Annotated in this window: 16 protein-coding genes, 1 tRNA gene and 1 pseudogene; 9 read left to right on the forward strand and 9 right to left on the reverse strand. The window is 67.9% G+C overall.

The features are described 5' to 3' along the window. Positions 1-176 precede the first annotated feature (176 nt). The gene (locus tag ACFC09_RS08350; protein WP_376524992.1) at positions 177-509 is read right to left on the reverse strand and encodes an antibiotic biosynthesis monooxygenase family protein; all 333 of its coding nucleotides are present in this window, start codon (positions 507-509) and stop codon (positions 177-179) included. Between ACFC09_RS08350 and ACFC09_RS08355 the strand changes: the two genes are divergently transcribed. From ACFC09_RS08355 to ACFC09_RS08365, 3 genes are all read left to right on the forward strand, one after another. Then, positions 510-767, forward strand: a complete 258-nt coding sequence (locus ACFC09_RS08355; protein ID WP_376524993.1) for a recombinase family protein — start codon at positions 510-512, stop codon at positions 765-767. It abuts the gene before it with no gap. Beyond that, positions 739-1,089 (forward strand): recombinase family protein, encoded by a 351-nt coding sequence (locus ACFC09_RS08360; RefSeq protein WP_376525040.1) that lies wholly within the window; start codon positions 739-741, stop codon positions 1,087-1,089. The genes ACFC09_RS08355 and ACFC09_RS08360 overlap by 29 nt, the downstream gene beginning before the upstream one ends. 87 nt (positions 1,090-1,176) lie before the next feature. After that, complete coding sequence (locus tag ACFC09_RS08365) at positions 1,177-1,824, forward strand: zinc ribbon domain-containing protein (protein WP_376525041.1); 648 nt, start codon at positions 1,177-1,179, stop codon at positions 1,822-1,824. A 279-nt stretch (positions 1,825-2,103) separates the two neighbouring features. Here ACFC09_RS08365 and ACFC09_RS08370 read toward each other — a convergent pair whose 3' ends face one another. Next, entirely contained in the window at positions 2,104-2,493 is a 390-nt protein-coding gene (locus ACFC09_RS08370; RefSeq protein ID WP_376524994.1) for a methyltransferase domain-containing protein, read from the reverse strand. Here ACFC09_RS08370 and ACFC09_RS08375 point away from each other — a divergent pair. Beyond that, complete coding sequence (locus tag ACFC09_RS08375; RefSeq protein WP_376524995.1) at positions 2,483-2,623, forward strand: hypothetical protein; 141 nt, start codon at positions 2,483-2,485, stop codon at positions 2,621-2,623. The genes ACFC09_RS08370 and ACFC09_RS08375 overlap by 11 nt on opposite strands. A gap of 38 nt (positions 2,624-2,661) precedes the next feature. Then, positions 2,662-3,720, forward strand: a complete 1,059-nt coding sequence (locus ACFC09_RS08380; protein WP_376524997.1) for a YIP1 family protein — start codon at positions 2,662-2,664, stop codon at positions 3,718-3,720. A 144-nt stretch (positions 3,721-3,864) separates the two neighbouring features. Here the strand turns inward: ACFC09_RS08380 and ACFC09_RS08385 are convergent, their stop codons facing one another. The 3 genes from ACFC09_RS08385 to ACFC09_RS08395 form a co-directional block, all read right to left on the reverse strand. Beyond that, positions 3,865-4,374, reverse strand: a complete 510-nt coding sequence (locus ACFC09_RS08385; RefSeq protein WP_376525043.1) for a phosphoribosyltransferase — start codon at positions 4,372-4,374, stop codon at positions 3,865-3,867. A 14-nt stretch (positions 4,375-4,388) separates the two neighbouring features. Beyond that, positions 4,389-4,964, reverse strand: coding sequence for a dCTP deaminase (dcd, locus tag ACFC09_RS08390; RefSeq protein WP_376524999.1), 576 nt, complete (start codon positions 4,962-4,964; stop codon positions 4,389-4,391). A 288-nt stretch (positions 4,965-5,252) separates the two neighbouring features. Further along, positions 5,253-5,378: a hypothetical protein gene (locus tag ACFC09_RS08395; RefSeq protein ID WP_376525048.1), complete on the reverse strand. Its 126-nt coding sequence runs from the start codon at positions 5,376-5,378 to the stop codon at positions 5,253-5,255. Positions 5,379-5,693: 315 nt separating this feature from the next. Here ACFC09_RS08395 and ACFC09_RS08400 point away from each other — a divergent pair. Continuing rightward, positions 5,694-5,767: transfer RNA gene (locus ACFC09_RS08400), tRNA-Gly, on the forward strand. Between the two features lie 273 nt (positions 5,768-6,040). Here the strand turns inward: ACFC09_RS08400 and ACFC09_RS08405 are convergent. The 4 genes and pseudogenes from ACFC09_RS08405 to ACFC09_RS08420 form a co-directional block, all read right to left on the reverse strand. Continuing rightward, a complete protein-coding gene (locus ACFC09_RS08405) occupies positions 6,041-6,769 on the reverse strand; it encodes a GntR family transcriptional regulator (protein WP_376525000.1) in 729 nt (242 codons plus the stop codon). Between the two features lie 38 nt (positions 6,770-6,807). Then, positions 6,808-7,218, reverse strand: coding sequence for an ATP-binding protein (locus ACFC09_RS08410; protein WP_376525001.1), 411 nt, complete (start codon positions 7,216-7,218; stop codon positions 6,808-6,810). A gap of 204 nt (positions 7,219-7,422) precedes the next feature. Then, positions 7,423-7,956, reverse strand: a complete 534-nt coding sequence (locus ACFC09_RS08415) for a GNAT family N-acetyltransferase (protein ID WP_376525003.1) — start codon at positions 7,954-7,956, stop codon at positions 7,423-7,425. Positions 7,957-8,594: 638 nt separating this feature from the next. Further along, positions 8,595-8,923, reverse strand: a pseudogene (locus ACFC09_RS08420) (hypothetical protein). 1,112 nt (positions 8,924-10,035) lie between these two features. On the opposite strand from ACFC09_RS08420, the gene ACFC09_RS08425 reads away from it, so the two are divergent. From ACFC09_RS08425 to ACFC09_RS08435, 3 genes are all read left to right on the forward strand, one after another. Next, positions 10,036-10,947, forward strand: coding sequence for a hypothetical protein (locus ACFC09_RS08425; RefSeq protein ID WP_376525005.1), 912 nt, complete (start codon positions 10,036-10,038; stop codon positions 10,945-10,947). A gap of 229 nt (positions 10,948-11,176) precedes the next feature. Beyond that, a complete protein-coding gene (locus ACFC09_RS08430; RefSeq protein WP_376525006.1) occupies positions 11,177-11,410 on the forward strand; it encodes a hypothetical protein in 234 nt (77 codons plus the stop codon). Next, on the forward strand, positions 11,410-11,802 hold the full coding sequence (locus ACFC09_RS08435; protein ID WP_376525008.1) for a type II toxin-antitoxin system VapC family toxin: 393 nt from the start codon (positions 11,410-11,412) through the stop codon (positions 11,800-11,802). The genes ACFC09_RS08430 and ACFC09_RS08435 overlap by 1 nt, the downstream gene beginning before the upstream one ends. Positions 11,803-12,070 lie beyond the last annotated feature (268 nt).

Here is a 12,070-nt window from a genome sequence, read left to right on the forward strand (position 1 = left end):
CCGGATACGCGACCATCACCCGCCCCGGCCCCGGGCAGGCGCCCCCCGGCCCGAGGTAGGTGGCCGCACCCCCCGGCCCGAGGTAGGTGGCCGCACCCCCGGCACGGACAGGTGCCCGCCCCGCCCCGCTGCCGAACCACCCCCTCGGCGCGCGCGGCCCTACTCCCCTGCTCCCCCTACTCCCCCTTCTTCGCCCCCGTGTGCTGGACCACCTCGAAGGACCACAGCGTGGAGTCGGTGGCCGCGGGCTTCGGGCGCTCCCCGCCCTCGCCGGCGCCCTGGTGGGCGGCCTTCATCGGGCCCTCCATCCACGCCTGGAACGACTCCTCGTCCCGCCAGCGCGTGTAGACGAGATAGGTGTCGGTGCCCGCCACCGGGCGGAGGAGTTCGAACCACTCGAACCCGTCGGAGTTCTCCACGGCGTGCGCCCGGTGGGCGAACCGCTGCTCCAGCGTTTCGCGCTGCTCGACCGGCACGGTCAGTACGTTGATTTTTACTACGCTAGGCACATGACACCTCTCGTCAAACGGGGGCCCGACTGGACGCCTAATCTGGACCATGTGCGCGCAGTGTCCTACATCCGACAGTCAAGGAAGCGTGAGGACGACTCCGCGTCGTCCCCCGAAGCACAGCGGATCAAGTGCGAGGCGCTGATCACGGCCAGAGGCTGGGACAACGCGGGCCACTTCGCCGACGTCGGTAAATCCGGCTGGGACCCCAAGGTCGTCCGGCCGGGTGGTGGTCAGGCTGGTCCCCGATCCCGCTGAGGCCCCGTACGTGCGCGACATGGTGTCCTGGGCGCTGGGCGGCATGACCGCATCGGCCATGGCTCGCAAGCTGAACGCCGAGGGCGTACCGACCAAAGCAGCGGACATGTCGGCGCGTGTGACCGCCCGTCGGGCCCGAGGCATCAGCCGGCCGCTGGAGCGTACGACGTGGGTGTCGTCCACGGTGCTCCGCATCCTCCGTGACCCGCGCCTTGCCGGCTACGCCGCCGCACGCCAGGGGACCAAGCGCGTCATCCTGCGCAACGACTCAGGGGCCCCGCTGGCTGCACATGAGCCGATCATTCCGCCGGATGACTGGTGATGCCTTCAAGACGTACTCGACGGCCGTGCTCTCCAGGTGGTCCGCCAGGGTGGGCGCTCGGTGCCGTCTCTGCTGGGTGGCGCCGGGATGCTCTTCTGCGGTGTCTGCGGATCTTCCATGGTGACCGACCGGAGGGAGGGCAAGCAACTCTATCGGTGCAACCGAGCCCAGTCCGGCGCCGTGCCGGGACACGGTGGTCTGGCCATCAACATGGACGCCGCTGACGACGTGGTGGCCCGTACCGTGTGGTCCCGGCTGACAGTGCTGGACCCCGAAGACCCCGAAGACCCCGAAGATCTCGAATGGCTTGCCGAGGCCGCACGCCGGTTTGCAGCGCAAGCGGACACGGGTGAGCGACAGGCCGAACCAGCAGCCGCCCGTGCCGAGTTGGAGCACGTACGCGAAGCGCTCCGCACGCTGTATGTCGACCGGCAGGCAGGCTTGTACGCGGGTGCCGTGGGTGACCAGATGTTCCGTGAGTCCGTGGAGCGGTTGACAGCGCACGAGGCGCGAACGGCCGGACGCGTGGAAGAACTGGGGACCGCCGAGGCCGGAGCACGGTCGCGATCCCCTCAGAGTGGACGGATCCGGAGGGAGACCCGCTGGCGCCGGAGTCGACGTGGGGCAGTTGGGGCCTGGCGGACCGGCGTAGCTTCTTGGCGTTCTTCGTCGACCGCATCACCATTGCCAAGTCCATCGGCCGTGGCCGGAACACGAACACGGAGGATCGGGTGACTGTGCACTGGGCAGAGGCTCCAATCAGCTAGGGCTAGGCGCCTGAGCGCCGCCTACGGCCCGTTGCCGGAATCCCTCCGGCGGCGGGCCGTAGGCGACGTGGTCGCCCGTGACGCGTTGGAGACTGCCGCCCAGCATGCCGACAAGGCTCGTGACCCACTGCCGTTCGTGTGGACGGGGCAAGTTGGGCGACGCCCGGCGGGGAGTGGCGGGATCTTCCGCTGATCCGCAAGGGAGTGGGGACTGGCTGGCGGACGTGGTCGCCGGGCTGCGCTGGCACTACGCCCCCGGAGCCGGGGGAGTGGTGATGGCGGCTGCAGCTTGGCGCAGAGACGCGGCTTCCTGGTGCAGGAGCGCCCGTGCTCCCGCTTCGGTGAGCAGCGCACTGGTGTCGACGGTGTCAAGGCGGGGGTGGTCACGCCGAGCCACGTCGATCATCACGGATGAAAGGTCGATACCGAAAGCGTCCACACCCAGTTCGTGCAGGTGAGCGGTGACGTGTCCAGGTCCGCAGCCCACGGCCGCCACGGGCCCACCGCCAGCGGCGTGCACCAAGTCGGCGAACAGCGCCAGAGCCGCCTGAAGATACGGCGCCCCGGCCAGAGCCTCGCGTAGTGGGTCGGCATAGCTGAACGCGACCGTGTCGTAGGAGGTCCGGGTGTCTGCCAACCAGCGGTCCGCTGCGTCCGGCAAGAACGCCGACCGTGCCGGGCTGCTCGCTGCTCTTGACTACATGCGGGAGGGTGACACCCTCACCGTGTGGCGGGGCACACCACCGCCACCCGGCCCCCACCCCTAAGGGACGGCCGCCTTCTCGGCCTCCCGGCCCCTTAGGGGATGTCACAGGTCGGCCGCAAAGGCGGTCCCAAAAGGCCGGGCCCGGCCCGTGACTCTCCGAGACCGGGTACGTTCGATGACGTGGCTGGATTCAGGATCGGACGCGGCGGCCGTAACGACCGCGCCCCGCAAGCGCGACCGCAACAACCTCCGTACGGGCAGCAGGCGCCGCAGGGACGCCCGGCACCCCAGGGACGGCCCGCGCCCCAGGGACCGTCGTACGGCTATCCGCCGGCGCCACCGCAGCCGTACCCCGGCCGGCCGCAGCACCCGCAGCACGGCGGCGGTCCGGGCGGCGGCCAGTGGCCGCAGACGAACGGCGGCTACGGCGGCCCTGGCGGCCACGGCGAACCGGAGTACTTCGGCGACGGCGGCGGCTACCCGCAGCACGGCGCGCACGACCCGTACGCGGCCGACAACCCGGGCCACACCCAGGCGTTCTCGATCGGCGAGGACCCCTACCAGCAGAGCGGGACCTACCAGGCGGGCGCGGCGGCTGCCCCGGCCGGTCCGATCGGCCCGCGCCTGCACTGGAAGGACCTGCTGCGCGGCATCGTCGTGGCACCCGACCAGACCTTCCTGCGGATGCGGGACTACACGATGTGGGGCGCGGCCCTCGTCGTGACCTTCCTCTACGGCCTCCTCGCCGTCTTCGGCTTCGACGGGGCCCGCCAGGACGCGATCAACGCGACACTCTCCAACGCCGTCCCGATCGTCCTGACGACCGCCGTCGCGATGGTGCTCGCCGCCTTCATCCTGGGCGTGGTCACACACACCCTGGCCCGTCAGCTCGGCGGTGACGGCGCCTGGCAGCCCACCGTGGGCCTGTCCATGCTGATCATGTCCATCACGGACGCGCCCCGCCTGGTCGTCGCCATGTTCTTCGGCGGCGACGCGGGCTTCGTCCAGATCCTGGGCTGGGTGACCTGGATCGCCGGCGGCGTCCTGCTGACCCGGATGGTCAGCCGCTCCCACGACCTGCCGTGGCCGCGAGCGCTGGGCGCGTCGGCGATCCAGCTGATCGCACTGCTGTCGATCGTGAAGCTGGGCACCTTCTGACCCGGAGGCCCACCGCACCCGACACGGGCCACACGGGCCCCTGACCGCCCCCGCGCGACCTCACCGGCGGCGACGTCCAGGGGCCCGCCCCGCCACACCCCACACACCCCACACACCCCCACCGGCCGACTCGGCCCCCGATCCTCAGATCGCTTCGGTGTTCTCCTTGGGCGCCTGCCCCGGCCGAACGACCGGAGGGAGCACGCTCCAGGGGAAGTTGATCCACGCGTCCGTGCGCTTCCAGACGTACTCGCACTTCACGAGGGACTGCGGCTTCTCGTAGATCACGGCCGATCGCACCTCGGCGACCGTGTCCAGACAGAAATCGCGCACCAGCTTGAGCGTCTTGCCGGTGTCGGCGACGTCGTCGGTGATCAGCACCTTCTTCTCGGAGAAGTCGATCAGCTTGGGAACGGGCGCGAGCATCACGGGCATGTCCAGGGTGGTGCCCACGCCGGTGTAGAACTCCACGTTCACCAGGTGGAGGTTCTTGCAGTCGAGGGCGTAGGCCAGCCCGCCCGCGACGAAGACGCCGCCGCGCGCGATGGACAGCACGATGTCCGGCTCGTACCCGTCGTCGGCGATGCTCTGCGCCAGCTCGCGCACGGCGACGCCGAACTGCTCGTAGGTCAGGTTCTCGCGTATGTCATGCACGCCGCTCACGCCGCTCACACCTGCGTCCGGTGGAAGTTGAGGTAGGAGCGGGAGGGGGTGGGCCCGCGCTGCCCCTGGTACCGGGATCCGTACCGCTCGCTGCCGTACGGGAACTCGGCCGGCGAGGTGAGCCGGAACATGCACAGCTGCCCGATCTTCATGCCCGGCCAGAGCTTGATCGGCAGGGTGGCGAGGTTGGACAGCTCCAGCGTGACGTGCCCGGAGAACCCGGGGTCGATGAACCCGGCGGTGGAGTGCGTGACGAGCCCGAGCCGCCCAAGGGAACTCTTGCCCTCCAGGCGCGAGGCGAGGTCGTCGGGCAGGCTGATGACCTCGTACGTGCTGGCGAGGACGAACTCCCCGGGATGCAGGATGAACGGCTCGTCGCCGTCCGGCTCGACGAGCCGCGTCAGATCGGCCTGCTCGACGGAGGGATCGATGTGCGGGTACCGGTGATTCTCGAACACCCGGAAGAAGCGGTCCAGCCGCACGTCGATGCTCGACGGCTGCACCATGGATTCGTCGTAGGGATCGATCCGCACCCGCCCGGCGTCGATCTCGGCCCGGATGTCCTTGTCTGAGAGAAGCACGTCCCGAGGATACGCACGGCGCGCGGAGCCGCGACAATCGCGACGACTCCGCGCGCCGACGAGACGACCGGGAAGGCCCGGCGGAACCTGGCGACCACCACCGCCACCGTCCCGGCTCACCCCGAGGCGCTACGCCCTCTCACTCCCCCTACACCGACTCACGCCCCCACACCCGCACTCACACCCCGACCCAGCGGCCGCCCTGACTGCCCCGCGCCCACCACTTCCCTACCGCTCCCCCACCACATCCCTGCTGAACTGCTTCCCTCTTGCTTCCCTACTTCTTCCCTACTGCTTCTCGACGAGCGCGACCGGCACGGCGCTGCGCAGCCGGGCGCACCGTGGACACCGGACGAGCCGGCCGGGGCCGAGCCGCTCGGCCTGCTGCATCGGGAACGTAGCGGTACTGAACACGTGCCCATCGGCACAGCGGACGACGGTGCGTTCCATCAAGTCCAAGAGTCCCTTCCCCAAGAGCTGCGTCCGGCCAACTGCCCTGACGACAAAAGCCACATTACGGGATCAAAGAGACGACACTCCAGGCGGCACTCCGGCCCCACCCGGCCCCTCTCCCAGGCCCACACCGTACGCCCCAACTCCGGCCACCCGCACCCGGATCCCACCCCTGAAACGCACTCAGGCCCACGGCATCAGCGCCGGGGGCCTGCGATGAGGTAGAGTGAGCGAACGTTCGGACACCGAATCGGACGACTCCGGTCGGCGTCTTACGCGGGTGTAGTTTAATGGTAGAACATCAGCTTCCCAAGCTGAGAGCGCGAGTTCGATTCTCGTCACCCGCTCCAAGCGAAACCCCCAGGTCAGAGACCCGGGGGTTGTTTGTTGTCTAGACCAGTGGGCAGCCCGCGCACCGCCTTCTCCATTTGCGTGGCGACGAGGATGGATGCGGCCGCCTCATCCACGAACAGGGCGATGGGAGCCGGGCGTTCACTGTCCCGCAGGCCCCGCTGGGACCGGCAGCGGCCCGGGACTCGACTCCGGACCCAGATACCCAGGAGCACGGCGGCGGCGGTACTCAGGAAGACGTATCCCACTCGACCTCCGATCCTGGACCGGGCTCAGTTCAAGCGGTAGGTGTCTTCGAGTTCCTGTCGATCGGCAGGTAGCAGCACGTCGGAGACTTGCAGCGCCTGCCCGGCGGCGTCGTACGCGATGACCAGGACGCTCAGGACGGGCGTACCCGCCGGCATGCCCAGCAACTCGGCTTCATCGCTCTGCGGCAGCCGGGCCGAGACCCGTTCCGTCACATGGTCGTAGCGGATCTTCTTCCGGGTCTCCAGGTGCTGGCGCGCACTGCCGCTCAGGGACTCCGGACTGTCCAGGTCGGTGCCGTCGACCAGGCCGGCGGGAAAGTACGACGAGACCAGTTCGACCGCTTCGCCGTCCTCTTCAATGAGGTACCGGCGTACGTGGACTTTGGCCCGCTTGGGCAGCCCGAGCGCGGAGGCGACGCGAGCGGGAACCGGGACCTGACCGACCTCAACGAGGCGCCCCGGGGTCTGCGACTCGTCGCGCTCCAGCGCCTCACGACCCCGGCGGTCCTTCTGCTCGACCACGGCCGGGTGCCCACGCACGATCGTGCCGTATCCCTGCCGGGACTCCACCCAGCCGTCCCGCTTCAGCAGCTCAAGAGCGCGTACGACGGTCGGGCGGGACATCCCGAAGGACTGCACCAGCTGGTTTTCACTGGGGACACGGGTGCCGGGCGGATACGTGCCGTCCTCGATGCGGCCCTGGAGCGTCTGGGCCAGGCGTACGTACTTCGGTGGCTCCACTTCATACGCCATGAACGCCGCCACCCGTCGAGATTGGCCAAGTCAACTGGTCAACCAGACCAGCGGCTGTGCGATCGCCGCAATAGACGGGGGTCAGATCTCCCCCAGGACCGCCATGCATCGGCCATCACGAAGGACACGACCGTACCGCCGAGGCGGCTCGGGCCGGAGTGCCAAGAGTCGGCGATGGCGTCGACCAGGAGCAGGCCCCGCCCATGCGCGTCACTGGCATCCGGACGGCGTAACCGCACACTCGCCGGAAACCCGGGGTTGTGCACCTCCACGCGGAGCGAGGTCCCCTCGCGGAACCACTCCACCCGCACGACCCACGATTCGTCCGACCGCCCGTAGAGGATCGCGTTCGTCACCAGTTCGGAGATCATCAGCGCGCAGTCGTCGACCGAGCAGGCCGGCTCATACGGAGCGATGAACTTCCGGAACCAGCGCCGAGCCATCGGCACGGAGTCCGGAGCAGTATGACGCGCCCCTGTGGCGCATTAATGAGGATCTTTGAAAACGGCTCTGTCCGCAGATTCGTGAAAGCACGGGTCAGCGACGTGAAAGCAACGTCTCTTGCCTGGGTGTTCCACCCCGTGGCAATCAAGGCGGTCGGGGAAGTACAGACAGTGACCGGCTGTCTTGTGACGATCGACGGCTCTGCTGGTTCACGCCTGGAACTCGGTGAGATCGATGGTGTGAACGCGCAGCGGATAGCCGTACATCGGGTGGGCTGTCTCTCGCTCCGGCACCATGCCGAGTTTGCGGATGACGTTCTCGGAGGCGTCGTCGCCCACTCGGTTAATGCTGATGACACGGTCGAGGCCGCGGTCCTGGAGCGCAAACTCCAGTGTGGCATGGGCGGCTTCGGATGCGTATCCCTGACCCCAGAACTGTGAGCCGAGCCGCCAGCTGATCGCCACGGCGGGCAGTACCTCCGGCAGGAACTCGGGCACCGAAAGACCCGTGAAGCCGGCCAGCTCCCCCGAGGCCAGCAGCTCGACGGCAAAGAGTCCGAAGCCTTCCTCCTCCCACTCCTCCTCCCACTGCTCGATGGCCTCCACCGTGTGCTCCAGATCACGCACTGAGCCGTCGTCAATCCAGCGCGTGACCCGCGGGTCCGCGTTGATGTCCGCCATCGGCGCGAGGTCGTCGTCATGCCAGCGACGGAGGAGGAGGCGGGGTGTACGGATCTCGGTCATGGTGCTCATCCTGCCGAAGGCAACGGCCTCATCGGTAACCGGCGCCCCCGTGCTGCCGCTCCGGAAGACAAAGCATCAAGCCGCCTGCACCGCACAACGTGAAGAGTGAGTCACCGAGCTGACGCCCAGGTAGGCGATGTGACACTTCGTCGGTGCGGTCGCAAGGTGAGGCCGAATCGGTGGCAGCCTCCCGTAGCACCGAGATCGTTCACGGAACTGCGGTCAGAGCCTTGAAAACGGCCAGGGTTACTCATCGCCCCAGTCGGTCCTGTCTGCAACGGAGCGGGGAGTTCAGCTAGCGCCGCGCGCTCGACGAGGCTAGTGGATGCTCGACAGTGCCTCGCGGGCCGAAGCAGTGAACTTCTCTAGCCGACGGTGGAACTCGGCCTCCGCTAACTCGTACGCGGCCCATGAACCCTCGTCTGACTGCTCTAGGGGGTGTAGCGCCCTGTTGGCTGTGATCACCGACTTGCTGAGTGTCTCCGCGGCCTCAGCCACATGCGTTGGCCCCTCCAGGATGGCAAGGCGAATGCAGCGCATCAGAGGATCGAAGGCAACGCGCAACTCGCCGCGGAGCCTCTCAACGTGCTGCATCAGGTGCTCGTCAGGCCCCTTGAGCGCACCATCTGCGGCTCCGCTCAGAGTGAGGGCGTGAAGCCGGCAGATCGGTCAAGGCGGAACGGGGAACCTGAAGCCGTTGGGGTCCCCCCTCCCCGAGGGCAAGCTCGATGGCTTGGGCCACGTCCAATGGCAGTACAGATTTGGCCTCGCGACCGAACCAGTTACTCGGATGCGGCTGATTGGTGGTGACCACGAGTGTTGTCCCTGGGGTGTCCGCGTGCTCGACCGCGAACGTGCACGGTGACCAGGCCAGGCCCTGGAAGTAAGTCGGCCTGCGTCGCAGCCGCCAGCGGTAGGCCGTGCCGTCGACGACTGTGCGCCGTGCGCCCTTGCGGCCCAGTGCCATGGCTCCTCCTCGACACGGGGGATGCTAGCGGGCCCAGCTCTGCCGACCGTCTCAGTTTCCGTCTCATTCAGCGCCGTTCACGGTGGTTCAGGCGGGGCCGCAACGGAGGGCCGCCCCCGAAGCCGACCGCCCGTGAACCCAGGTGAACGGCCCCGGCCACACCCATCACCGCTACCACCACAGTTGGAAAGCGTGCGCCTGCGGTCGACGTACAGTACTGATTGGTGCGCGGCCGGCGCTGACAGGTCTCACTCTTGGCCATCGACGAAGCCCGACCGTCGGTTAGGTCCCGGGTTGCCCCGGGCCGCCCCCAGACAGAACCGGGGATGCAGCTGCTCTACAGAGCTGGACACCTCGGAAGCCGACCGCGCGTGAAAAACCCTAGCTATGGCCACTGACAATCCAGCCTGCGAACGTGGCACCCCTCGACCGTGATCCGCTCGCCCCGCGCACCACAACCGCACCAAATCGAGCGGGGAACAGCGGGGAACCACGATGAAACCCGCCGAGCCCCACGAGGCCACCCCTCGGTCAATCGCCCAGGTCAAGAGCCGAACCGCCCTCAGATGCCCGCAGCTTCCCAAGCTGAGAGCGCGAGTTCGATTCTCGTCACCCGCTCCAACACGAACCCCTAGGTCAGTGACCCGGGGGTTGTTTGTTGTCTAGACCGGTGGGCGGTCCGCGCACCATAAGGGCTCGGCTGGCTGCCGGTGCGCTTCTGCTTGTGGTGCGGGCCAACGAGCAGCCGTGCGGCCGAGTCAGGTTGCCGGACCGGTCCCTACGGCACGATCTGCGCGCTACCGAGAACTGCCACCGACCTGAACACATGGTGCCTGCGGTCAGCAGGTAGGGGCCCGGTGCGGTGCGGGAAGCGAGTGGGTGCTGGATTGCTTGGAGCGCGCGACACCATTCGGGCCACTGTGGTCAAGAGCCCGTTCCGCGTCGGAATTAGATGATCTCCGGCCACTGCGGTCCAAAAGGGTGTAGAGCGTACCGGAGGCAGCCACTTCTGAAACGACAGGCTCTCCGGTGTGATTGCTCGCCGGAGTCTCCCGACTGCGGACATGGGGACAGAGACAGTGGCACGCGGAAACGAGATCATCACCGTACTCGTGGACACCAAGAACGCCATCAACAAATCGGTGGATGCGCTCGGAGGCAGACTGGACTCCAGCCATCAGCAGCTGGGCCAGCAGGTGTCGGATGCCTTATCGCTCATCCGCCAGGACCACGGCGAAACCCGCGATCGGGCCAGCGCCGCCGCCTCCCAAGCCTCCCAGACGGCAGGGGAAGTCGCGGCGTTGAAACGTGAGGTCAATGCGCTACGCAGGACTGTCGAGGACCTCGCAGACCTGATCCGGAGCGCCCCCGCCGCCCCTGCACCCGCTCCTGAGCAGCCCATCGCGGAATCCCTGCCCAAGACGCCGCCCGCGCCCCTGAGCGCAGCTACGACACCCGGTGTCCTTCAAGCAGACGCCGCCGGGTCGGTACCTGCCACGCAGCCCACCAGCGGGTCGCTGGAGGAAGACCACGCCACGGGTGCGGAAGAAGCCGAATCTGACACGGACACCCAGCCTCCGATCGACGACCAGAAGCTCCCTGACCCGGAACACGACGAACGCACCAGCCATCGGGCCCTGCTCCTCCAGGCGGCAGGCATCGCCCGCGTGAACGTCGTCTGCCACCGCGATGCCTGGGACTTCATCACCCAACGGGCCACCGGACACGAGCATTTCGGCATCACCCCCACCGTCACCGACCAGACTGACGGCCTGGTCCGCGTCACCCTCTCCGGCCGCTCCCTCATCGGCATGCTGATCACTCTCCGCACGACGGATATCGACCGTCGGAAGGACTTCGACGGCAGCTGGGCCCTGGCCAGCAGGTTGTACAGCCGAATCGCCGATGACCTGTACAAGGCGAGCCGAGAAGGCGGCACCCCGCTCACGATCGTGTTCAACGACGGAATCACTGAAGCCGCTCCGCACGACGACTCAGACGCCCCCGGTACCGCAGCGAATTAGCCACACGTCCAGCAGGTGCAGCAGGGCCCCGGCCGCCGCTGCGATGGCCGATTTCCGCGTCGAGCGTGTCAAATAGCGTGGCGTGTCCACCACTGGGTGCGTTTCCTTTGCGGTGACCGCTGTTCCCACCAGCGACGATGCAGCGAACAGCAGTGCGCTCGCGGGAGGAGCCGGCAGGCCGGCGGCAGGCCGGCTTGACACGTAAGACATGTCGTCTTACGTTGACCGCGTGGCTGACACCATCACGATCCGCAGCGACTCGGAGACCGAGCACGCCCTGGATGTCCTCACCCGTGACGGCAGCTCACGCTCAGCGGCCATCCGCCAAGCGGTGCTCGAAGCCGCCCTGCGCAAAGAGCGGGCTGCCGCGATGCGTCGCGCCGTCCTGCGTATGCCGCTCGGCGAACCGGACGGCATCGACATCGCCGCGGAGATCGCCCGCAGCCGCGAGGACGAGCGCTGATGATCTATCTCGACTCGGCCGCCGTCGTGAAACTCGTCCACGCCGAGTCCGAGTCGCAGGCACTGCGGGACTGGCTCGACGAACGGGCGGAGACCGGATGGACGAGTTCGGTTCTGCTGGAGATCGAGTCATCACGGGCCCTGGCGCGCTGTGCCCCGGAAGCCGTCGCCCGGCTCCACCCGGTTCTCGACCTGATCGAGTTGGTGGAGCTGGATGCGAGCATTCGCATCTTGGCCCAGACAGTGAAACCGATGGCCGTACGGAGTCTGGACGCCATCCACCTGGCAACGGCTCTCCGCATCCGCTCCCAGCTCACCTCGTTCGTCACCTACGACAAACGCCTGGCCGACGCCGCCCAGGCGGCCGGACTGACCGTCGACATGCCTACCTGAGACGTCTCTTCACCGTCTGGATCCCCTGAGTCGGAATCCCCGACTGGGCCTCCCTGCCTACGCTGCCGCGTCGCTACGCGCTCCCGCAATGGCGCCCTTCCGGTGAGCTCTTGCTCTCATGGGTCGCCTTCTCGCCAGCCGCCCAGAGAGGCTCCCCCGCGCCTTTGAGTCGACGGCGTGCCCATAGCGTGCCCTTGACACTGGTCAACCACGGTCGACAGCGGTGCGAACCTCTCCCTTCAGCCGGCGTATCGGGCAGCGATGCCTG

This window comes from Streptomyces sp. NPDC056161 (assembly GCF_042268025.1).
In the GTDB taxonomy this organism is placed as follows: domain Bacteria; phylum Actinomycetota; class Actinomycetes; order Streptomycetales; family Streptomycetaceae; genus Streptomyces.